Genomic DNA, 22,421 nt, shown 5'->3' with positions numbered 1-22,421 from the left:
TATAATATAAGTTTAGCTGCGTTTCTTTCAATGCCTATAGGCTCGGTAATCGCCGAGTACATATTCCGACATAAACACTTATTTTTTCCCCCTTTTCAAGTTATGGAAAAAAGTGATAAAATAAACTCGCTTTTATAAATATAAAAATTTTGCAAGACTGTATTTTAAGTATGATGAAAGGGAACGAATGAATGATAAATAAACTAAAGGAGTTTATTATGTTGAAAACGGTGCATTTCCCAATTGCTTTGATCTTCATATTAATGATTGCAGCGTGCTCTGATGAAAACTCAAGCGGTGATCTTGAAGATTATGAAAACCTTCATGATTATGATATTGATACGTTAATTTCAACGAATGAAAAGCTTGTAAATCAATTAGAACATGAACGTGAGAAAAATCAACAATTGATAGAACAGGGCAAAGAAATAAAGGAAGAAAATGCAAAATTAAAAGACGATATCTTAACTTATAAACAGCAAGTGATTCAAGTTGAGAACTTAAGAGATACTGAACAACAATTGAGAAATGAGCTTGATGAGCGTTCGAAAGACATTTTTCAAGCGATGCATGAGGCAGATTACATGAGATTAGAAGAATATGTAGGGAAAAACATTAAAGTGAATAATGAAAATGAGGTACTCCAGGTTGAAAATGATAAAGGTGAGGTTAACACTTTTCATTTATTAAATCTAAGCCAAGTGAATTATGTAAGACAAACCCAGTTTGAGTATGATCCTGAAGTAGATACATTCGTTTTAGAATATACGTTTTTTACAACAGGGGGGAAGGGTATGCACTACGATTTTGAAGTGGTGCTAACTTACCTTAAAGACGGAGAATGGAAGCTTTCCTCAATCATGTATAATTAATAAGTGATATGGTACAATGAACATAATATCATTAGGCACATATCATAAGTAGTAGAAATTGGTTAGGGTGATTGAGAGGAGTTTTTTTAGATTGGGCAACACGCATACTTTTACTAAAAAAGAAGAGATTGCAAATGCAATTACACATGGAATTGGAGCTCTAATAGGTATTGCTGCACTCGTTCTATTAATTGTATTTGCTAGTATCCACGGTACGCTTGGACATATTGTGAGTTTTACGATTTATGGAATAACATTTGTCTTATTGTATGTTTGTTCCACTTTGCTTCACAGTTTTCAAAAAGAAAAAGTGAAATCTGTCTTTGAGATATTAGACCATTCAGCAATCTATTTATTCATTGCCGGTACGTATACACCGATTATGGTTATTGTGGTTGATGGAATGATTGGCTGGGTGCTGCTATCGGTTGTTTGGACGTTAGCGATTGCCGGGATTATTTTTAAAGTGTTCTTTGTCAAACGGTTTATTGTTCTATCGACACTCTTTTACATCGGGATGGGTTGGCTGGTCATTTTTGTCATGGATCCGATTATGACAAAGGTAGCTATGCCAGGAGTAGTACTACTTGTTACAGGTGGTATTCTTTACACAGTAGGAACAGTCTTTTACATCTGGAGAAAGTTTCAATACCATCATGCAATATGGCATTTATTTGTCTTAGCAGCAAGTATAACGCACCTATTATCGATCCTTTTATATATTTTACCTGTTCAATAAATAGAAAGACCACAGACGGAACATGTCTTTGGTCTTTTTTATTTGCAAATCCATGAATTTATGGGCGAATGTATAACTGAACATAAGCTTTGTACTTGGGTTAAGTAAATGAGTACTTATATTTTTTTCTGTCTTTTTCATACTAAAGAAAAAGAAGGAAGGTGATAAGTTTGACTCGTTTATGGTTATTTGTTCGCTCAAGTTACTGGTTTACTCCTATGCTCTATGGAGTGTTATCCATTCTTCTCGCATTCTTTAGTCATAAGATTGACATTTTTATGTGGAACAATCCAGAGTTGAAAAAACAATTGCCTCCGTTTCTTTTTGTAGAACATGGATTAGCTCAAAATATATTTAGTACGATTGCTACGTCTGTTTTAACGATGACATCAATTTCGTTTTCTTCAATTCTTGTTGTGTTGACGACATACATCACACAATTTTCAGCAAGGACTTTACGTAACTTTATGAATGATACAAATACGAAGCGCATCTTAGGGGTTTTTATTAGTGGCTTTCTATTTTCATTGACGCTAATGTTACTTGTTAAAGAAGCTCCACCTTATAATGAAACGATTGAACCACTTTTATTTATATCACCAGCGGTTGCAGTAGTAGTAGCGTTTATATGCGTCGGATTTTTCGTGTTTTTCGTTCATCACGTTTCTAAATGGATCCAAGTGCGAAATTTAATACAGCATATTTATGAAAATACGGTAGATGTGATGGAGAAATATATGAAAGATCACGATGGAAATGATGATGACCCGTGGGATCAATGGGAAAAAGAAGAATTGTATGAGATGGTTGCAACGCCAATATTTTCACCGAAATCAGGGTATATTCAATGGTTAGATACAAAGGTGATGTTGAAGCAGGCGAAATCTGAAGATGCGATTGTTAAAATACATAAGCAAATTGGTGAGTATGTTTCTAAACAATCTCCAATTATGACTGTATTTAAAAAATCAACAGAACGTGCAGCAAAAAAGAAGTATGTATCAGCGCTTATTATAGGAGATGAAAGAGAAGCGGCACAAGATGTTAGATTTGGCATTATAAAACTTGTAGAAATTGGGAATCGTTCATTATCCCCTGGAATAAATGACCCGCATACTGCCATGCAATGTATTGAACATTTAGGGAATTTGCTTCGACTTTTAAGTTACAAAGTGTTACATGACTCGGCAATAGAGGATGAATATGGACAACTTCGAATCATATTAATTCCGATGAGCTTTTTAGACTATATTGAGTTATGTTTTGCTGAAATTCGGCATTACGGAAGAGAAGATGTAATGGTTTTATTAGCGCTATTAAATAGTCTGAAAAATATCGTCACGTTTTTAAAGAAATCGAGCGAGTTAAAGGAAGATATATGGACGTTTACTGAACAGATCATTGAAGGAATCAAACAACAATCTTTTTTAGAGAGTGATCTGGATAAATTACAAGAAAAAATTGATGAACTCTCTAGCTTAACTGTGCATGCTCCTGAGGAAAAAAGGTCACTTACCCGTTGATATGGAAGATCATAGCAAAGATTAAATATAAGACGTATGGAATACCAAAAACAAGTGTAACCTTAAATAGCACGTTTGTAAGTTTTTCTAGCTTTTGAACAATACTTTCTATGATCATTTCTTCATCTGTATTAGTATGTTTTGTAGTCTGATTCGGATGAAGTGTGATCTCATTACTTCTTTCAACTTGACATTTGTGTGCTCCCATTATAAACCACCTCATTTTCTAGATTGGACAAGCTTTATATTACCAATCTATGTTTAATAGAGAAAAATAGAACAAATAGTTTTTAAAAAAAGTGCAGGCACCTGGAAGTGATATTCCAGGTGCCTGCACTTTTTTAGCACCACTGTTAAATCCTACATTCTTCAAAGGGACAGTGGCTGCAACGTAAGTGTTGTTTTAAGTAATCCATCGAATGGATTGTAATATACTTTGTATTTACAGATAATATATGGTTTTTCATTAGTCTTTTAAGAATGCGGTTTATACTTTCTCTTGTAGTACCAACGTAATTCGCTATTTCTTGGTTTGTTATTTTTCTGTTTATGAGTACGCCATTGTCTACATCTTTACCGTATTCATTACTTAAACGAATTAAAACAGAGAAAACAGCTCCTTCTTTACCGCAAAAAACAAGGCATCGAAACTGTGCAAGAAGTGTTTGATTTTCAGTTGATAACCACTTCATATATTTCGTTGCTAATTCAGTATGCTTCATAAATAATTGCTCCACTTCTTCTCGTCTAAATCGAAGAAGTCTCGCTTCTTGAACCACTTCGGCATTATATTGGTGTATTAACATGTTGTATAGGCTTAATTCCCCAATTACATCATCTTTTTTCTTCAGTTGTAAAAAAAATGTTTTTCCATCTGTATATGTTTTGCTTAGACGAACTTTACCGGTTTCAACAAGGTAAATATGCTTAGGTTTGTCACCTTCGTTAAATAAATAGCTTCCTTTTTCTGCTTCTATAGGAGTGCCGATCGATCGAAGCAGCGTTTTTCCGATATTTGATAAACTCCCAAAAAAAGTTGATTCGTTTGTATGTTGCATTGAACGTACCATTTTGTTCCCCCCCTAACCTATAAACTGGCTTTCCCCCCCCAGCTGTCTGTATATTTCTACCTTACCATAATACGAATTCAGACGATGGTTAAAAGAAGAACATTTTATTACAATTGTTAGGATAAATAAAACCGCGTTTATCGCTAAGTTTTTAATAAGGACTTTTGCAAAATTGGATCACACCGTATGATCAACGTCTCAACACATCATGTAGAAGTAAAACTTAGTTCTACAGAATATAACGACTTTGTTGTTGTCGCGAAGAGTTTATTTTATACGATTGTTTTTTATTGAATATGGTTGGTTTTGTTCAGGGAACCTTAAATGATTGATTGAATTAACGACTTGATCAAGCTTTTTTTCAATGCGATGTAATAAGTAAATGGTGATCGCAATTGGAAAGCCGTAGTCGCTAATCATCATAAGCCATGATTCCATGATTACACCTCCATTTAATAAAATTTTAATTTATTGCTAAAGGAATCAATTTTATAACTCAAAATATGAGGCGAAATTCCGAATGATGAGTGTGAACTTCACTTCAGACGGACGCTTTTCCGAGGGCTTGTCTTCAGCTAACTAAGGCTCGACAACTCTTTGTCTAAGTGGATCTTCAGCTCGTTGTTCCTGCGATTACTCGTCACAGATAAACAGTGCTCCTGCGCCACTACGCTTGCTCGTCGCAGGTAAAGAGTGCTCCTGCGCCACTACGCTTGCTCGTCGCAGGTAAAGAGTGCTCCTGCGCCACTACGCTTGCTCGTCGCAGGTAAAGAGTGCTCCTGCGGTTACTCGTCGCAGACTCCGTGCCTCTTCCTCTTCAAGCTCTTCTTGGAAGTGGATGCGTCGAGGCAGCTCGAAGAATATTCGGTGAAGCAAATGCTCGTTGCTCCTGCGGTTACTCGTCGCTGATCGTCCGGGAGTCGCCGTCTTTTGTTACGTTCACCAAATAAAACGTACATTTAATGAAATATATATAATCATTCGTTCCATTGCGCAAAAAACGTAATTATAAAATTGATTCAATGAGATGATGATATAAAAAGGTTGCTAGGGGGTGGCCCCCTGCAACCTCAGTTAAACGCTAATCAAGTTCAATTTCTTCCACATTTCTCTCGACGATACGAGCGCCTCTCTTTTCAACGAGACTACCTTGGGAAGAAGTAAAAACGTTATGATTGATGATTTCATCCATAACAGCAGAAATTGTTGCGCTGTCAGCTGGTTCTATAGGATCATCAAGACCAATTGTGACATTTCGCCCGGCTTCATTATTGAAGCGTAGTTCTAACCTTTTTGCCATACATTCCACTCCTTAAACTTTTTTTAGTCAATTATTCTGCAAGATCGTACGTGTTAAAGCGTTCAATTTTTTCAAGCTGATGTTGTTGTAAAGAAGCAAGAGCATTTGCAACTTGTAGCAAATCTTCACTCTCGCTAGCGGGATGAATGTTGTTGAAATGTCTTGTTTGGTACATCTCAAGCCCATCATCATCATAACCAGTGACAAATGTAATGGAAAGACGAGTATTCATTGCTTCGTTGTTCATTGTCTCACCTCCTTTCACTATAATAGATACATCTAATTTTAAAAAAAGGAGGTGTTTATTTTATTTTTTTCGTGATTTTTTTGACGTGCTGTTTGTAGAAGAAAAAACGGGTGTAGTTTTTGGAAGGAAAAGCTTGAAAAACAAAGTAGGGAAGGTGAAAATAGAAGTGAGGTGATCGAGGTGAAAGTATTACTAACAGGTTTTGAACCATTTGGAGATTTACATACTAATCCGACGATGGAAATTATTGAACGTGCCAATACATGGAAAGTCGATGCTGAAATAAAAACGGTTATACTACCAGTTGTATATGGTGAATGTGCGGATAAGTTAATTGAGAAAATGAAAGAATATGAACCAGATGTAGTCGTTTGTTTAGGAGTTGCTGTAGGTCGTTCTTCAATTAGCTTTGAACGAATTGGAATAAACGTTCAAGATGTTAGAGACACGGGTGGAACAGGGGTTTCTGGAGATAATACAGGAGATCGTCCAGTTGATCGTCCGATCGATCCAAACGGTCCAGATGGATTATTTGCAACATTACCAAATAGGGAGCTAATGAGGTCATTAATTAACGATGAAATCCCAGCAACAATCTCAAATTCAGCAGGTACTTACATTTGTAACGATACGCTTTATAGATTAATGCATCACATTAAACGTCACAATCTACCAGTCGTAGGCGGTTTTATTCATGTTCCAGCAAGCCCTGATATGGTTATAGACAAAACTAATTTGCCGAGCATGAGCATAGATACGCAAGAAGAAGCCATTCGAAAAGTGGTCGGTAAGCTTTCACAAATGGAAGGGTGAAACGGTCAAATGAAAAAGGAAAAACTAGATTATGGAGAAGCTTCAACAGTTTTGAAGCTTATGAGTGATAAGACTCGTTTAACGATGATGGCATTGTTACACATTGAGGAATTATGTGTTTGTGAGTTCGTTGAAATTTTTCAAACTAGTCAGCCTTCAGTTAGTCAACATTTACGAAAGTTAAGAGATCAAGGCCTTGTCCGAGAGAAGAGAAAAGGTCAATGGGTTTTTTATTCCATAAACAAAAACCATTCGTCATTCAAACTTGTAGATGCGATTATAAGTGAAGTAACCGATGCACAAACTCTTTTAGACGAACTTCAAAAGAGTGGGAAGCGCGTCTGTTGTTAACAAAACCTTTACAATATATTTTTTGATAAGAAATGATTCATTATGTTAAGATATAAATATATGCTTATGCATTTATTTAATATAGGAGGAACATAATGAACAAACCAATTATATATTTTTTATGCACTGGTAATTCATGTCGAAGCCAAATGGCAGAAGCATGGGGAAAACATTATTTAGGTGAAAAATGGGATGTTTATTCTGCAGGAATTGAAGCACATGGCGTAAATCCGAATGCTGTAAAAGCAATGGAAGAAGTCGACATCGATATCACAGAACAAACATCAGATACAATTGATTCTAGTATTTTGGAAAAAGCAGATTTGGTTGTAACACTGTGTGGACATGCTAATGACGTTTGTCCTGCAACGCCAAAAGATAAAAAACGTGTTCATTGGGGCTTTGAAGACCCAGCAAAAGCTGAAGGTTTGGACGAGGCAAAGTGGAATGTTTTTCAACGCGTACGTGATGAAATAGGTGAACGTATTCGCACGTTTAGTGAGACAGGTAAATAGTATAAATAAAAATGGATTGTCTTAAAAGTAGGGATACTGTTAGGACAATCCATTTTTGTATTGAGAATATATCATTTTTTTTCAAAATATGTATAGTTTGACAAGAGTTCTTCGACTTCGTCTGTTTCTTCATTTGCAATTGACGTTTTAATTTTTGTTCCTTTATCTAGCTCCATAATCAACTTCGTACGTTTACTACCTTTCTTCCCCCATTTTAATGAGCGGATCTTTCCCCATTGTACGTGATACCCAGCAAAAACTAACGCTTGGCCACGAACTTCAAACGTTTTGTCCAAAGTAATTAATACAGTTGTTCCAAGAACAAATACGATCATAAAAAGAATGGTCGCTCGTTCGAAGCTTTGAAATATTTCGACATAGAAGAAGACATTTACAAACAAAACAGTATAAGCAAAAATCACTGAAAATTTATATAGAGTTGATGAGGTAGAGATTTTCTTTGAGTCCTTCAAGTTAAATAAAACATAATCATTCGTGTTTTTTCTTCTTTGGTGAGTAAATAGATGATATAGAGAAACAACACCTAAGATTGTTGCGAAAAATAAATAAAGCCATTGCATGCTCAATTACCTCCAATAGTATTATAAAAAAATGATGAAGCCGTTTACAGTCAACGTTTATTTTACCACACACGATCGTACGATAAAATAACTACTATTTATACAAACGACTATATATATTGTTTTTATATTTATAAACGTTATGTTATATTGTTTATATAAAGGCGGTGGTTAAATGAGTGAGATCTTTACTAGGTCTTTAAACGAATTAAAAGCAGGATTTTATATTGAAGAGGACACAGAGTCTTTTCAATGTATTCATTGTGATTACATTACGAAGCAAGGAGTTATTTATCAAAGGGAAGGGAATTTCTTTGACGCTAATCGTGAAATGAAAGAACACATTATTTCTGAACACGGTTCTCCCCTAAACCCATTACTTCAGTTGGACAAACGTCATTCTGGGCTTAATGATCAACAAAAACATATTTTACAAGCCCTTTATAATGAAAAGAAAGATGATGAGATTGCAAAAGAGATGAAGATTAATAGTTCTTCAACAGTCCGTCAACACCGTTTTAAGCTGAGGGAAAAGGCAAAGCAAGCAAAAGTATTTTTAGCAATGATGGAGTTAATAGAGAAAGGTAATGACACGGAGTCATTCGTCGATATTCATAAGGAGGCAACAATGGTTGATGATCGCTGGGCACTTTCAGAAGAAGAAGAACAAAAAATTATGAACACATATATTGATGATCGCACTGGGAAAATAAAGCAGTTTCCTGCTAAAGAAAAACGCAAAATCGTCATTTTAAAATATTTAGCTTCTAAACTTGAAACAGATCGGGAATATTCGGAAAGAGACATTAATGATATCATAAAGAAATACTATGATGATTTTGTTACAATAAGACGATATTTTATAGAATATGGTTTTGTAGCCCGCCATAAAGACGGTTCAGCTTATTGGTTAACATAGAAAAGGATAAGAAAAACTACGACCGAATAAAAAAGTCGTAGTTTTTTTATGAAAGCCTACATCAGTATTTCTCATATGTAAGATCATATGCATGAGCGGATTCAAAGTCTTTTTGTGTTAATCCTCCAGCGTCTAATGTGCTCAGTTTTACAAGTACTTGTGTATGGTCAATGGTTAGGTAAGGGTGATGTTGTCTGTCTTCAGCTAATTTAGCGATCTCATTGACAAACTGCATCGCTTTATAAAAAGTTGGGAATCGAAACTCTTTTTTCATCCATGTGTCATTTTCTAGTACCCAACCTTTAGAATCAGATAAACTTGCCTGAACTTGATCTTCTGTCAATATCATAAAAATTTCTCCTCCTTAAACTATTAATAGAATTAATTTCATAACTACGTTTTTTGCGCAATGAAACGAATGATATTACAAATTTTTCATTAAATGTACGTTTTATCTGGAAGTGAACGTAACAAAAGGCGGCGACTCCCGGACGATCAGCGACGAGCAATACTTCTTCGAACTGCTCCGAGCTGCGACGAGTAATCGCAGGAGCACTGTTTATCTGTGACGAGTAATCGCAGGAACACTGTTTATCTGCGACGAGTAACCGCAGGAGCACTGTTTACCTGCGACGAGCAAGCGTAGTGGCGCAGGAGCAACGAGCTGAAGATCCACTTAGGCGAAGAGTTGTCGAACCTAAGTTAGCTGAAGACAAGCCCTCGGGAAAGCGTCCGTCTGAAGTGGAGTTCACGTTCATCATTCGGAATTTTGCATCTTATTTTGAGTTATGAAATTAATAAAATAAATATTAAAAAAAATCTAACAAATGTAAGGAAATAGTAAAAAAAGAGTGCTCTTGTTGTTAGAACCCTTTTAATCAATGATTTAATCATTCAAAGTATACATAGTTACCTTTTTACAAATAGTGTATGTATAGGTGAACCTCGGTACAACCGCATTGGAACAATTTAGTTATAAAGAATAATGATCTAATAATATTTTTCTTTTATCAGTTGATTTTTCATGGACTGTAAGTCCTGTATTGTATATAATGAAAAAATCAAAGGTGAGTCATATGGACTATAATTGTTTTTATTAACTTCATTTTAGGGTATAAAAGTTTTAAGCTTAGAAAGCAGGTGAAGTTATGCATCGGAGTGATTTATACACAACATCAACCCCAATGATTCCAGAAGGCTACTTAAAAATGAATGTTGAAAGTACGGAAATAAATAGGAAAGTGATCGATATGCTTCACATTTGTCATTTAAATGTGAAACGTTCAAATAAAGTAGTATCAGCCTATTTCTCTGACTGGGACTCTCTTGAACGGGCAATAAGTATGATACAGTCATCTCTTGATGATGAAGAGATTAACAAAATGAAAGCATGTATATGTGAATGTGAGCAAGATATTTTTGGTCAGCAATATATTCCTTTTGCACATTTAACATTACGAGTGATGAATCCGAAATTTTTACGAATAATAGAAGATCGGTTGTTTCAATTAAAGATGCAACCTATCGTCAAAGCTGGTACAAAAAATGTTTATGGATATGAGTTTTTCATACGCCCCCAGAGCAAATTATACATGTTTTCTCCTAGTGAACTATTTACATTCGCTCATCACGCAGGACTACAAGCTAACCTTGATCGCCAAGCTCGAATCCATTCGATTCGAACAGGAGCGCAAATGGTTGATAGAGGGAAAAAGATATTTATTAACTTTGTCGCATCATCAATTCACGAACCAAAAGAATGTTTAAAAAGCACATTACAAGCTGTAGAAGATTATGACCTTGAACCGAGCGACTTAGTATTTGAAGTAGTTGAAGCAGAACGTATCTTAAATATAGACCATTTACAAAATATCTTTGGTGAATTTAAAAAGCACGGTATAAAAGTTGCGTTAGATGATGTAGGTACTAGCTTTTCTTCAATTGAACGAATAAAAGAATTAAAGCCTGATTACGTGAAGGTTGACCGCCATATTATACGTAACTGCCACAATAATACGCTGGAACGTAAACAGTTAGAAAAACTTCATGAAATCACTCGCAAATTAGGAGTAGATATTATTGCTGAGGGTGTTGAAACGGATGAAGAATGGACAGCGATCAAGAGTTATGTTGATTATGGGCAAGGATACTTGTTTGGTAAACCTATAAAAACACCACAAAAAGAGGTTGAGCCGATGTAGGCACAACCTCTTTTTCGCGGAATTTATTGTGGGGTTATGTTGTGGGAGGTATCATTTCGTTACATTACATTCCTTCGGGAGGATATGGTGTAGGAGTTGGATCAGCATAAATGGAATATTCATCGTCGATATACTGCCGAATTTCTGTTAATGGCTTATCGTCATCCTTCATTCGTTGCACATCCAGTGCAATCTCTATACAGATTCCTCAGCCTGCGCCATGTGGATCGTAAACGATATTCTGTTCAGTTGATTCAACATTATTGATAAAACAATCTTTTACATTTTGATGGTTAAAAGGTTCAATATAACAATTACAATAACATGGAATATATTCTAAATAATCTCCATGATGAACAGCATATTCATAGGCTTCGATAGCACCTGGGAATGTTGCTTCTGTAACAAAGTCTGGGAAATTGTAATCATCGTCTGCAGATCCCTCATTGTCACCGTTGCATCCGACAATTACGAATAGGGCAGCAATGAGTACTCCCCACCATGTTAAGCGTTTCATTTTCATTCAAACGTCACCTCTTTAATGATCACTTGGACTATCTACTTTATTATAATGAAATGTGAGAAACAAAGGGTGTTCCACGTTGAAAATTCACGAATTGCTCACTTTTTCATAGATGTCAGTGGGAAGGGGTACTAGTTGGCAATCTACCAAGTACATTTTAAACATGGTACCTTGAAAATAAATATATTCTTAATTTGGAAGCATCTGTTTCTTCACTTTTACCTCTAGGCACAACTGCGACATCCATTCGAGTTAGCTAGGTTGGTCTACTCTATTAAGTTTCGTAAAATGAAAAAAACACCAGATCATTATACAAATTAGTGGAAATAGAAGTATAATATAGAAATGATAAAAACTATCAACTAGAGAGAGGAGTCGTTCTATTTGAGAGAATTAGAAACAGAAATTTTACGATTTATTACGTCACTTCATCAACCTTTTATTGATTACTTTGCATGGTTTCTAACATTTTTAGGGAATGAAGAATTTTATTTTATTATTCTACCGTTTGTATATTGGTGTGTTTCAAAACCTTTTGGTATCCGGCTATTATACATATTTTTACTTTCAGTTTATTTGAATGCGTGGCTTAAAGTAGTTACAGCTATCACAAGACCAATTGGGATAGAAGGTGTTCATTCTTTATATGTCGACTCAGCGGAAGTAGGAACACGTTATCCACATGATAGTTTTCCGAGTGGACATGCCCAAGGGTCAGCAACTTTGTGGGGATTTATTGCATACGAAGTAAATAGAAAAAATGTTTGGGTGGCACTCGGTATTTTAGTTGGGCTCATTTCAGTTGCTCGTCTATATACTGGTGTTCATTGGCCAACAGATGTTGTGGTTGGTGTCGCCTTAGCAGCTGTGATTATTTTCATTGCTCACCATTTGACGAGAAAAATAGTTGAGCTTTCCTTTTCAATAAAAATGACATTAGCAATTGTAATTCCAATGATTTTGATGACGTTATTTGCTGACCCAGAAGGATTTAAATATGCAGGCTTTTTACTTGGAGCAGGAGTAGGGTATTTACTAGAGGGAAGGTATTTAAAAATGGGTCTGCCAGCATCTTGGGGGAAACGATTTATAGCATATGCAGTTGGTTTAGCAGGGATCTTTGCTCTTCAAGCTGGTTTGAAAGGACCTTTTCCTGAGACTGCGTTTTTTGATGCATTAAGGTATGCGATTATGGGGCTTTGGGGAATCCTACTTGCACCAATTGTCTTTGTAAAATTAAAGATATACCCACAAAACAAATAAGTGTTCTTTTAAATGAAGAGGCTGCCCCGAAAGACAGCCTCTTTTGCTTATGTCAATTTTAATTTACTTACTTGCATTAATTTCATAACTCAAAATATGATGCCAAATTCCGAATGATGTGCGTGAACTTCACTTCAGACGGACGCTTTCCCGAGGGCTTATCTTCAGCTAACTTAGGCTCGATTACTCTTCACCTAAGTGGATCTTCAGACTGCGCTGATCCTCTGGGAGTCGCCGTCTTTAGTTACGTTCACTTCTAAAGAAAACTCGCCGATTGGCGAGCCTTTAAGGCGAAGACAAAGGCGTAGTTGTAACGCACAGGACGTGCTAACACCGGCGTTCCGACAGGATATCGGGTATTTAGCCGGTGAACATAACTATACACATAAAAATTTTCACTACGTCGAATATCTTCTTCGCTAAAATTTTATAGTCTTAACGTGTAAACAAAACTTGGCTTTTCGTTAAAGAGATTCTTCGTAAGCGAAGTGTGCTTACATAGAAGCTCTTATGCTTTAGTACAAGTCTTAATAAGGAACTTCGGCTAAAGTCGATCACGTCCTGTGATCAACACCGAAGCCACCACCTCCTGTGGAAGTAAGCCTTAGTTGCCACAAGCTCAACTCCTATGATTAAACGTCGAGTTGCGACGAGTAACCGCAGGAGCACCGAGCAATACCTCCAAGAATAAACTCCGAGCTGTGACGAGCAAGCGTAGCGGCGCAGGAGCACAAAGCAACGGCTTCATCGACATTACTCCGAGCTGCGACGAGTAATCGCAGGAGCACAAAGCAACAGCTTCGTCGAATTAACACCGATCTGCGACGAGTAACCGCAGGAGCACAAAGCAACAGCTTCGTCGAATTAACACCGATCTGCGACGAGTAACCGCAGGAGCACAAAGCAACAGCTTCGTCGAATTAACACCGATCTGCGACGAGTAACCGCAGGAGCACTTATTCTATCGACCATAAATTTATAAATTCTGATAGTACAAATAAAACGTACATTTAATGATAAATTTAAAATATCATTCGTTTCACTGCGCAAAAAACGGAATTATGAAATTGATTCACCTGAACCACTTATGGCGGAAGCTTTCACCTCAAAGTACAAGTGCGACATCGGCTCGTGTAACACTTCGTTCTTTATTCGGTTACAATGAAGGCGTAATATAAGCCATGTTACCGGTAACTAGTAAAATACCAAAGAGAACGAGTAAGATTCCGCTAATAATTGATAGAACACGTACATGACGCTGAAGAAACTTTAACACTTTAAGACTAGAAGAGCTCACAAGAGCGATGAGTAGAAACGGAATACCTAATCCAAGCCCATAAACTGCTAATAAACCTGCACCTTGCCAGACAGTGCTAGAATCAGCAGCTAATATTAAAATCGTGCTTAGCATAGGGCCGATACAAGGAGTCCAACCAAATCCAAAAGCCATTCCAATTAACCCAACGCTTATTACTCCACCTTTTTTCTGAAAGAGTCGATGAAAACGAATGTCTTTTTGAAACACTTGAAATTTCAATAGGCCAAGCAAATGCAATCCAAAAACAATAACGATAAACCCAAAAAATTGTGATAAAAACGTCGCAGTAGCAGGGGTAAATAAGTCACCGACCACTGTTGCTCCCATTCCAATTAACATTAACGGTATAATTAATCCTATGATAAAAGCAATTGTTCTAGGCATAATTTTAAACCGCTCTACACGGTTACTTTCGAGCTCAGTAACTGATAAGCCAGTTATCACAGCAATATAACTAGGAATGAGTGGTAAAACGCAGGCTGATGCAAATGATAGGAAGCCAGCTGTAAAAGCGAACCATATACTCATGACTCCCCCTCTTCTCCGTGGAAGTTATCATAAGCATCTTCATAACGTTCTTGTAACTCTTCGCTCGTTGCGATGATATACGGGTGTGTACCTAAATTATTACCTTCTTCATCGAAAAATACGTAAGTAGGTGAAACACTAACTTCGTAATGATTTGCAAGGTGGCGATCAAGGTCAACACCCCATTCGTGGGTTGCTTCATACTCATTTAAAAATTTATCTTTTATTTCTCTTTCTCTTCCAAAAAACACTACGGTGATCACTTCGATTTCATCTTGATTTCTAATAAATTCTTGAATAAATGGCATTGAGTAGCTACAACATTCACATGGTACTGCGACAAATTGTAGGATCGTCTTTTTCTGACCAATATACTGGTCGAGCTCGATAGGCTCTTCTGCGTGAATACGTTGAATAACACTAAGGTCACCTTCGCCATCCCCGGAAAAAAATGAAAAGGCTGTGTACCCCATTCCAATTAGAATAAAAGAGATTAACAATATTCCTATTTTGTTCATTGACTTCTCCCCCAAAACAAGTTGATGATAGAGTATATTGTTTTATTTTTCTACTAATATTTTATCGAACATAAGGGGGGAGAATCGTGTATAAAAGCGTCAATTTAGTGACATTTACCATAGTGGTTATGTTGCTTATATCTGGTTGTAATGTGAATTCTGAGTTAGATAACTTAGAAATAAACTTCTTCAATGAAGGAAGCACTTATCGAACAGGGGAATTTCATACGTATGAAGTCGCTTTACTTACAGGTGAAGAAGAACCTATTTCAGTAGAAGACGTATATTTATATATGAACATGGAACGAATGAATCACCCAATGGAAGGAACGATGGTTGAAACGGAAAAAGGGCATTATCAACTAGACCTTCCATTAGCAATGGAAGGGGAATGGTACGCTGAAGTTACGGTGAAAATCGGAGATGAGGAAAAAACAGAACGATTCTTGATTAATGGTGAAGGAGAAATGGTGATGGATTTCATGAAAGGATACAATGCAGATAACTAAGAAGTAAGTTGAAGCAACCTCAAATGATTGAGGTTGTTTTCCTTTACAACAATTTATGCCTTCGCTCATAATGAAAAGAAGTAAAATAACTGGAGGTTATGTAAATGAATCACCTTGTCATCTATATGCATCCATCGAGAGACAGTTTTAATGGTGCGATTCTTTCTGAATATACCAAAGCATTGCAAAAAGCAGGAAAACAGGTGAATGTACGTAACTTAACTGAACAATCATTTCCACCAGTGTTGCTGAAATCTGAATATGAAGAGTCTTTACAAGGAATCAACAAAAAAGACGTCGTCGATGAACAGAAGTTCATTATTGATGCAGATATTATTACATTTCTTTTTCCACTTTGGTGGGGAGGATTCCCTGCAATTGGAAAAGGTTATGTTGACCGTGTTTTCTCTTACGACTTTGCCTACCGTTTAATCAACGAAAAACCAATCCCACTTTTAACTGGAAAAAAAGTCCGGATGATCTTTACTTCTGGAACACCTGAGGGAGAATTACATCAATCAGGTTTGTATGATCAAATGGTAAATCTCATCGATAAAAGTATTTTCAAATTTTGTGGCCTCGAGCTAGATGGTATTTTACATTTTGGCAACGTGATCGAAGCAACGAATAAAGAACGTTCGAAGATGCTAAAAGAGGTCGTAGAATTTGTAAATACAAAGGGTTAAATAATGAACTCATGATTCGATGTAGTAAAATAGATAGATTAACTTTTTATATGCAATCTATTAAAAAATGCTATTGAAAGGTGGTCATGTATATGAATACTTGGGACCGACTTCACCCGGATACATACGCTGTCTTAAATTCACTATCAGATAATGTTTTTCTTGCAGATTTAAATTTAAACTTACAGTGGATGAATGACGCAGCAAAAAGTTTGATATTTAAATTTGTACATCATTTAAACATCGAAGATCCTAATGAATTAATCGGAACGTCGTTAAGAGATGTTCATCCTGAAAAATCTAAGTTTAGTCATGTTATGAAATCAGGAAAGCTACCGCATAGTGCACATATTCATATTTTTGATGGATATGTTGGAGATATATTAGTAAATGAGGCGAGGAATTATCAAGGAGAAAAGGTTGGCTATTTATTGTTTTGGCGGGATGTAACAAAAGAAAATGAAAAGCGTGAGAAAGACCGACAACTTATCGAAGAAATATCGACGCCGGTTCTTCCGACTATTCTTGAGAATACGTTACTCGTACCATTAATAGGAACCTATGATGTAAGAAGAATTGAAATGTTAAAAGAGAAAGTGCTGTGGGAAGCTGCAGACAATGATACTGATCATTTAATTTTTGATATGACTAGTTTAACGGCAATCGATGATTATACGATTATTGACCAGTTTTATAATATAAACGAAACGGTCGCCGTTACAGGTGTTGAAACGTATTTTGTAGGTTTTTCATCTGAACTCGTAAAAAAATTTATACAGCACGGGATAAAAATGACGAATAAATCTTTCCCTAAGTACAATCAAGCACTCATTCATATTATGGATAAAGAAGGCCTTGAAATTGCGAAAAAAGCTGAATAAAAATCAGAAAGACCAATTCACATTAGAATTCGGTCTTTTTTTAGGCACTTGTTCATAGATTGAATCAATTTCATAATACATCTTTTTAAAATTGATGACAGCTTCATAATTTGTTTTGTTTAAGTATTCTATCTGTATTTTATTCGGATCGCAGTTGAAATACACTTCGCTTTCACATCAGGGTACAAGTTCGACACTCTCCTCTTAGACAAAACGCCTAAAAAGAAGTTGATCTTTTTACAAAATGTAAAATGATAATAGATGAAATATTCAGTAAAATTAAAGTTGTGAAGGTTTTTATAGCGATGATTTCAATCTAGTCATTTTAACTACATGAATATCATAATTAGTAAATGTCCGTAAAAAGAGTAGAACTTTAATTCTATGAAAAGGGTGATCTATGTGCAAAGAGAAAAAGTGTTAGTGAAGGGCGAGAGGTTGAAAGAAACGATAGAAAAGTTTGCTGATTATGGGAGAACATCTAATAATGGAGTCACTCGTCTATCCTTGTCAGAACAGGATTTAAAGGTTAGGGAGTATTTTACGGAGTGTTGTAAAGAACTAGGTATGGAAGTAAAGCTAGATGACATGGGGAATATGTATGCAACGCTAGAAGGAGAAGAAGATGGTGACCCAATCGTTATTGGCTCACATTTAGATACGGTTAAAAAAGGTGGACGTTTTGACGGTGTATTAGGGGTTATCGCAGGACTAGAAGCTGTTCGTACATTAGTTGATCATAATATTAAACCTAAAGTACCGATCACGGTAATGAATGTTACGAATGAAGAAGGGGCACGTTTTGAACCTTCGCTGATGGCATCGGGTGTATTATCAGGTAAATTTGATAAAGAGGTTATACTGAAATCAACAGACACAGAGGGTGTCACTTTTAAAGAGGCATTAGAATCAAGTGGCTATAAAGGAAGTGTTGAGAACCGTCTTTCAAAGGCAGCAGCCTTCTTAGAATTACACATTGAACAAGGTCCAATACTAGAATCAGAGGAGAGGTCGATTGGGGTTTGTGATTGTGTTGTCGGCATGTGTTGTTATGAAATTGAACTGACTGGTGAATCTGACCATGCTGGTACGACACCGATGTCAATGCGAAAAGATGCACTCTTCGCTGCAAATGATTGCATCACAGACTTGAGAAGTAAATTGTCTACGTTAGATGAGGATTTAGTATACACGATGGGAAGAATGAATGTTCACCCTAATATCCACACGGTTATTCCGAATAAAGTTGTTTTCACTGTTGAGGCGAGACATAAGGAAGAGGAGGTTATTAAACAAGTAGAAGAGATTATTCAAGGTCTTCCTGAAACAGTAGAAGGGGTTACTGTCCAAAAAACAAAGCTCTGGGGAAGAGATACAGTTTGGTTTGATAAAGAAGTTGTGCAAACAGCGGAAGCAGCGGCTGAATCACTTGGTTATACACATAAGCGAATGGTAAGTGGAGCGGGCCACGATGCTCAGTTTATTGCGACATACATGCCAGCGTCTTTAATCTTCGTTCCGAGTGTGAACGGAAAGAGTCACTGTGAAGAAGAGTATACACCTTATGAAGAGTGTGAAAAAGGTGTAAACGTTATTCTAGAAACAGTACTATCGTTACTGGAAAAACAATAAAGAACCACCAATTGAGAGGCTGTCGTTCAAGTAATTAACCTTGTGCGGCAGTTTTCTTTAGTCGAAGGTAGTGTGCTAGGTAGAATACCACCTGGAAGGATTGTCTTAGGTACAAGGGACACTGATATATATTCATATGAAGAAACGAAGGCTACCAATGTCATTGGTAGCCTTCTTGTAACAATTTTATTTTTATACTATCAGAATTTATATAATTATGGTCGATAGTTAATTGCTCCTGCGTTTACTCGTCGCAGATCGGAGTAATGTCGAGGAAGCCATTGCTTGGTGCTTCTGCGCTTACTCGTCGCAGGTGAAGAGTACTAAGAATCTCTTTAACGACAAGCCAAGTTTTGTTTACATGTTATTGAAACATTGGAAGGATATACGTAATTAGAAACCAGAGAACCCCGAAGAAAATGATAATATAGGCAGCATACTTTATGAATGTAGACGCGACTTTTGAGCTATCATGCTTTTTTTCAACTTCTTCTTCACGTTTTTCAACATCTACATTTCGATCAGCCATCGTTATAGCCTCCTTTTTACGTTGTTGAAAAACGTATTCCCTATCCATTTAATGTACAAACATCCTTGTACCTATAGCAATTTACGTGCTTTGTTTTTCTAAAGAGTTAATAGGAGTTGTTACTTTTGTTTTGATATGAATAAGAAGTACGGCAGAAATGACAAATATCATACCAAAAAATTGCCATAATGTTAACACGTCTTGAAAAATGAATACACCGATTAATGCTGCAACGACAGGCTCAATAGTAGCAGCAATAGAAGCTTTGCTAGACTCTATCTTTTGAAGGCCTTGTGTATACAGTAAATACGCTAACACAGTAGGAAAGAGACCAAGGCCAATACTAATTAAGAGTGCTTCTACAGTCACCCAAGTAGACATATTTAAAAGTAATCCACTCGTTGGTAGAAGAGCTAACGTTGCGAAAATAAATGTATATGTCGTCGTTGTTAATGACGAATAAGAGGAAAGAGCGGCCTTTCCAAATATACTGTACAATGCATAACCGAAACCTGAACCGAGGCCGACGATTAATCCATAAAAAGAGAACTGTTCATTGTTAAGGGGGAAAAGTCCAATCACAAGTATACATCCTATAAATGTGACAATTAATGCGATTACTTTTTGGGGTGTGAACAATTCCTTGAAAAAGATACGTGACATAATTGTTACAAAAGCTGGACCAGTATAGAGTAAGACGGCTGCGATCGATAAGTTCATTTCAGCGATAGCAGTGAAATATGCCCAGTTAAAAAAGACAATGCTCCCTATACCTGTTCCTACAAAGAATGGAAGGTGCTTTAGCTTTACTTTGAAGGCAGCTTTGTCTTTATATAAGACGATGAAAAGTAGAAAGATGACAGCTGTTGTTACACGGAGCGTGACAACTTCAATAGGAGAAAAACCTAAGTCATATAGTGCTTGAACAAAGATCCCAATCATTCCCCATAGTGCTGCCCCAAATATAATAAATAGAAAAGCTCCTTTAGCCATCATCATCTTCCTTTCACTTGTACGTTACAAAGTTTACGACTTCTTTAAACTCATATTGTTATCACCAGTATGTTTAGGGTCATAGTTTACAATGAAGTAATAATCACCTTCAATGATTTCTCTGTTAGCTAAATACTGTGACACATCGAAAGTGAGAGATTCAATAATTAAATGCTTGGAAATTGTACGTTGATTACCTGTACCCGCAATTGATGAAAAATTATCAATATGTGTCGTTAATAAATCATTCAATTCACTTTTTTCAATGGAATCTTCCCACCATTTTTTGCGAGGCTTTTGCTTAAAGTGAAGCAAATAATCTACTTTCATAAGCCCTTCAATGATATGCATGTTAGAGGTATCAATATGATTTAAAAATGCTTTTAAGCGAATAAATAAATCTTCAAACTGGTGACCAATTTTTCCCCAACCATTTTCGTCCCAATAATCGCCGAACTGTTGGAAAAAATCAAAAGGCGAATCAAAAGTGTGATCAACTAAATATTCTACAGTATGATCGAGGCGGTGATCGTTCCAATATTTTTCTAAAATATCTTCTGTTCGTTTAATGCGAATTAATTCTCCAAACGATAGTACATTATTTGAAAGAATTTCGTATGGGGCGTGGTCCATAAACGTATATTGGAATTTCTCAGCCATTGCACGCATACCTGTACCGCGAAGCATCTTTAAAAACCCTAATTGCAACTCTTCGGGCCTTAGTTCAAACACGTCATTGAACGTCTTCTTGAAGGATGTATAGTCTTCTTCTGGAAGACCGGCAATTAAATCGAGGTGTTGATCGATTTTTCCACCTTCTTTTACCATTGTTACGGTTCTTGCAAGCTTTTTAAAGTTTTGTCGACGTTTAACAAGGTCGTTCGTTTCATCATTGGTAGATTGAACACCAATTTCGAATCTGAAAATTCCTTCCGGGGCATTTTCATTTAAAAATTCGAGAACCTCAGGACGCATAATGTCAGCGGTAATTTCGAACTGAAATTGGCACCCGTTATGGTTGTCGATTAAAAATTGAAAGATCTCCATTGCATAATCCCGTTTAATATTAAATGTTCGATCAATGAATTTGACCATTTTTGTTCCATTATGAATAAGGTATAGAAGATCTGATTTTACTTTTTCTATGTCAAAATAACGTACGCCAACTTCAATCGAAGAAAGGCAGAACTGACATTGAAAAGGACAGCCTCGGCTTGTCTCAAAATATACAATTCTTTGTCCGAGCTCAGCACGGTCTTCCTCAAAACGATATGGAGATGAAATCGATAAAATATCAAGGTTTGGTCGTGATGGTGTGATAATAATCTTCTCACCTTCACGAAAACCTAAGCCATTAACTTTATGAAAATCGCGATCTGTTTGTAATTGACAAAGAAGTTGTTTAAATGTTTCCTCGCCTTCTCCTTTGACGATAAAATCAATTTCAGGGACACGTTCTAACCAATCATTTGTGTCATAAGAAACTTCTGGCCCGCCTAGAACGATGCTCGTTTCAGGTAAGACTTTTTTTAACATCTTGACGATTTGCAACGTTTTTTCGATATTCCAAATGTAACAACTGAACCCAATAACATCAGGCTTTTTTGAATATAGGTCTGATACCACATTCATTTCAGGGTCTTTTATTGTATATTCTGCCATTTCAACATCGAACTCCGGTGCTGAATATGATTTTAGTAGGCGCAAAGCTAGACATGTATGTATATATTTCGCATTGAGCGAAGTAACAACGATATTCATAGTCATCCTCCAATATATTCGTATTGTCAACGGTAATCATATCATATTTTATACATTGAATATAAGTATGAGGATAATAGCTTATTATTTAGAGATCACAGGCTACAAATGAAAGTCTCGCTTCGTTTTATCGCTTTTCATAGTAAAGC

At 36.3% G+C, this 22,421-nt stretch carries 26 protein-coding genes; 13 read left to right on the top strand and 13 right to left on the bottom strand.

The window, feature by feature from the left end; translation table 11 throughout:
• The first annotated feature begins 218 nt into the window (after positions 1–218).
• The 3 genes from LGQ02_RS14505 to LGQ02_RS14495 all read left to right on the top strand — a co-directional run bounded on the left by LGQ02_RS14505 (position 219) and on the right by LGQ02_RS14495 (position 3,134).
• The gene (locus LGQ02_RS14505) at positions 219–872 is read left to right on the top strand and encodes a synaptonemal complex protein 1 (protein ID WP_226515068.1); all 654 of its coding nucleotides are present in this window, start codon (positions 219–221) and stop codon (positions 870–872) included.
• Between the two features lie 91 nt (positions 873–963).
• Positions 964–1,611 (top strand): PAQR family membrane homeostasis protein TrhA, encoded by a 648-nt coding sequence (gene trhA, locus LGQ02_RS14500; RefSeq protein WP_226515067.1) that lies wholly within the window; start codon positions 964–966, stop codon positions 1,609–1,611.
• Positions 1,612–1,781: 170 nt separating this feature from the next.
• Entirely contained in the window at positions 1,782–3,134 is a 1,353-nt protein-coding gene (locus LGQ02_RS14495; protein ID WP_226515066.1) for a DUF2254 domain-containing protein, read from the top strand.
• Here LGQ02_RS14495 and LGQ02_RS14490 read toward each other — a convergent pair.
• The 5 genes from LGQ02_RS14490 to LGQ02_RS14470 all read right to left on the bottom strand — a co-directional run bounded on the left by LGQ02_RS14490 (position 3,124) and on the right by LGQ02_RS14470 (position 5,751).
• On the bottom strand, positions 3,124–3,342 hold the full coding sequence (locus LGQ02_RS14490) for a hypothetical protein (protein ID WP_226515065.1): 219 nt from the start codon (positions 3,340–3,342) through the stop codon (positions 3,124–3,126). The genes LGQ02_RS14495 and LGQ02_RS14490 overlap by 11 nt on opposite strands.
• Positions 3,343–3,487: 145 nt before the next feature.
• Positions 3,488–4,204 (bottom strand): Crp/Fnr family transcriptional regulator, encoded by a 717-nt coding sequence (locus LGQ02_RS14485; protein ID WP_226515064.1) that lies wholly within the window; start codon positions 4,202–4,204, stop codon positions 3,488–3,490.
• Between the two features lie 267 nt (positions 4,205–4,471).
• A complete protein-coding gene (locus tag LGQ02_RS14480) occupies positions 4,472–4,642 on the bottom strand; it encodes a YvrJ family protein (RefSeq protein WP_226515063.1) in 171 nt (56 codons plus the stop codon).
• A 643-nt stretch (positions 4,643–5,285) separates the two neighbouring features.
• Positions 5,286–5,504: a DUF2922 domain-containing protein gene (locus LGQ02_RS14475; protein WP_226515062.1), complete on the bottom strand. Its 219-nt coding sequence runs from the start codon at positions 5,502–5,504 to the stop codon at positions 5,286–5,288.
• 31 nt (positions 5,505–5,535) lie between these two features.
• The gene (locus LGQ02_RS14470; RefSeq protein WP_226515061.1) at positions 5,536–5,751 is read right to left on the bottom strand and encodes a DUF1659 domain-containing protein; all 216 of its coding nucleotides are present in this window, start codon (positions 5,749–5,751) and stop codon (positions 5,536–5,538) included.
• 180 nt (positions 5,752–5,931) lie between these two features.
• On the opposite strand from LGQ02_RS14470, the gene LGQ02_RS14465 reads away from it, so the two are divergent.
• The 3 genes from LGQ02_RS14465 to arsC all read left to right on the top strand — a co-directional run bounded on the left by LGQ02_RS14465 (position 5,932) and on the right by arsC (position 7,430).
• A complete protein-coding gene (locus tag LGQ02_RS14465; protein ID WP_226515060.1) occupies positions 5,932–6,564 on the top strand; it encodes a pyroglutamyl-peptidase I in 633 nt (210 codons plus the stop codon).
• Positions 6,565–6,573: 9 nt separating this feature from the next.
• Positions 6,574–6,915 carry an ArsR/SmtB family transcription factor gene (locus LGQ02_RS14460; RefSeq protein WP_226515059.1) on the top strand — a complete coding sequence of 114 codons (342 nt, stop codon included), beginning with the start codon at positions 6,574–6,576 and terminating at the stop codon, positions 6,913–6,915.
• Between the two features lie 92 nt (positions 6,916–7,007).
• Positions 7,008–7,430 carry an arsenate reductase (thioredoxin) gene (arsC, locus tag LGQ02_RS14455; RefSeq protein WP_226518328.1) on the top strand — a complete coding sequence of 141 codons (423 nt, stop codon included), beginning with the start codon at positions 7,008–7,010 and terminating at the stop codon, positions 7,428–7,430.
• Positions 7,431–7,501: 71 nt separating this feature from the next.
• Here the strand turns inward: arsC and LGQ02_RS14450 are convergent, their stop codons facing one another.
• Positions 7,502–8,011, bottom strand: coding sequence for a DUF5673 domain-containing protein (locus LGQ02_RS14450; protein ID WP_226515058.1), 510 nt, complete (start codon positions 8,009–8,011; stop codon positions 7,502–7,504).
• Between the two features lie 175 nt (positions 8,012–8,186).
• On the opposite strand from LGQ02_RS14450, the gene LGQ02_RS14445 reads away from it, so the two are divergent.
• A complete protein-coding gene (locus LGQ02_RS14445; protein ID WP_226515057.1) occupies positions 8,187–8,930 on the top strand; it encodes a DUF2087 domain-containing protein in 744 nt (247 codons plus the stop codon).
• 61 nt (positions 8,931–8,991) lie between these two features.
• Here LGQ02_RS14445 and LGQ02_RS14440 read toward each other — a convergent pair whose 3' ends face one another.
• Positions 8,992–9,279 carry a 4a-hydroxytetrahydrobiopterin dehydratase gene (locus tag LGQ02_RS14440; protein WP_226515056.1) on the bottom strand — a complete coding sequence of 96 codons (288 nt, stop codon included), beginning with the start codon at positions 9,277–9,279 and terminating at the stop codon, positions 8,992–8,994.
• 799 nt (positions 9,280–10,078) lie between these two features.
• Between LGQ02_RS14440 and LGQ02_RS14435 the strand changes: the two genes are divergently transcribed.
• Entirely contained in the window at positions 10,079–11,131 is a 1,053-nt protein-coding gene (locus LGQ02_RS14435) for an EAL domain-containing protein (protein ID WP_226515055.1), read from the top strand.
• Positions 11,132–11,195: 64 nt separating this feature from the next.
• On the opposite strand, the gene LGQ02_RS14430 is transcribed toward LGQ02_RS14435, so the two are convergent.
• On the bottom strand, positions 11,196–11,648 hold the full coding sequence (locus tag LGQ02_RS14430; RefSeq protein ID WP_319003541.1) for a PCYCGC motif-containing (lipo)protein: 453 nt from the start codon (positions 11,646–11,648) through the stop codon (positions 11,196–11,198).
• A 390-nt stretch (positions 11,649–12,038) separates the two neighbouring features.
• On the opposite strand from LGQ02_RS14430, the gene LGQ02_RS14425 reads away from it, so the two are divergent.
• Complete coding sequence (locus LGQ02_RS14425) at positions 12,039–12,917, top strand: phosphatase PAP2 family protein (protein ID WP_226515054.1); 879 nt, start codon at positions 12,039–12,041, stop codon at positions 12,915–12,917.
• Between the two features lie 1,156 nt (positions 12,918–14,073).
• Here the strand turns inward: LGQ02_RS14425 and LGQ02_RS14420 are convergent.
• Both LGQ02_RS14420 and LGQ02_RS14415 read right to left on the bottom strand, forming a co-directional pair.
• Complete coding sequence (locus tag LGQ02_RS14420) at positions 14,074–14,763, bottom strand: cytochrome c biogenesis CcdA family protein (protein ID WP_226515053.1); 690 nt, start codon at positions 14,761–14,763, stop codon at positions 14,074–14,076.
• Complete coding sequence (locus LGQ02_RS14415; protein ID WP_226515052.1) at positions 14,760–15,281, bottom strand: TlpA family protein disulfide reductase; 522 nt, start codon at positions 15,279–15,281, stop codon at positions 14,760–14,762. Before LGQ02_RS14415 ends, LGQ02_RS14420 begins: the two co-directional genes overlap by 4 nt.
• 86 nt (positions 15,282–15,367) lie before the next feature.
• Here LGQ02_RS14415 and LGQ02_RS14410 point away from each other — a divergent pair, with 86 nt between their 5' ends.
• The 4 genes from LGQ02_RS14410 (at position 15,368) to LGQ02_RS14395 (ending at position 18,989) form a co-directional block, all read left to right on the top strand.
• Entirely contained in the window at positions 15,368–15,790 is a 423-nt protein-coding gene (locus LGQ02_RS14410) for a FixH family protein (protein ID WP_226515051.1), read from the top strand.
• A gap of 104 nt (positions 15,791–15,894) precedes the next feature.
• Positions 15,895–16,476 (top strand): NAD(P)H-dependent oxidoreductase, encoded by a 582-nt coding sequence (locus tag LGQ02_RS14405; RefSeq protein WP_226515050.1) that lies wholly within the window; start codon positions 15,895–15,897, stop codon positions 16,474–16,476.
• 92 nt (positions 16,477–16,568) lie between these two features.
• Entirely contained in the window at positions 16,569–17,357 is a 789-nt protein-coding gene (locus LGQ02_RS14400) for an STAS domain-containing protein (protein ID WP_226515049.1), read from the top strand.
• A gap of 402 nt (positions 17,358–17,759) precedes the next feature.
• The gene (locus LGQ02_RS14395; RefSeq protein ID WP_226515048.1) at positions 17,760–18,989 is read left to right on the top strand and encodes a Zn-dependent hydrolase; all 1,230 of its coding nucleotides are present in this window, start codon (positions 17,760–17,762) and stop codon (positions 18,987–18,989) included.
• Positions 18,990–19,353: 364 nt separating this feature from the next.
• On the opposite strand, the gene LGQ02_RS14390 is transcribed toward LGQ02_RS14395, so the two are convergent.
• The 3 genes from LGQ02_RS14390 to LGQ02_RS14380 all read right to left on the bottom strand — a co-directional run bounded on the left by LGQ02_RS14390 (position 19,354) and on the right by LGQ02_RS14380 (position 22,272).
• On the bottom strand, positions 19,354–19,518 hold the full coding sequence (locus LGQ02_RS14390) for a hypothetical protein (RefSeq protein WP_226515047.1): 165 nt from the start codon (positions 19,516–19,518) through the stop codon (positions 19,354–19,356).
• Between the two features lie 81 nt (positions 19,519–19,599).
• Complete coding sequence (locus tag LGQ02_RS14385) at positions 19,600–20,517, bottom strand: DMT family transporter (protein ID WP_319003469.1); 918 nt, start codon at positions 20,515–20,517, stop codon at positions 19,600–19,602.
• Positions 20,518–20,544: 27 nt separating this feature from the next.
• A complete protein-coding gene (locus LGQ02_RS14380; RefSeq protein WP_226515046.1) occupies positions 20,545–22,272 on the bottom strand; it encodes a B12-binding domain-containing radical SAM protein in 1,728 nt (575 codons plus the stop codon).
• Positions 22,273–22,421 lie beyond the last annotated feature (149 nt).

The organism is Bacillus shivajii, from assembly GCF_020519665.1.
Lineage (GTDB): Bacteria > Bacillota > Bacilli > Bacillales > Salisediminibacteriaceae > Bacillus_CA > Bacillus_CA shivajii.
The sequence above is the reverse complement of the archived record's forward strand: the minus strand, read 5'-3'. Positions and strand labels throughout refer to the sequence as shown.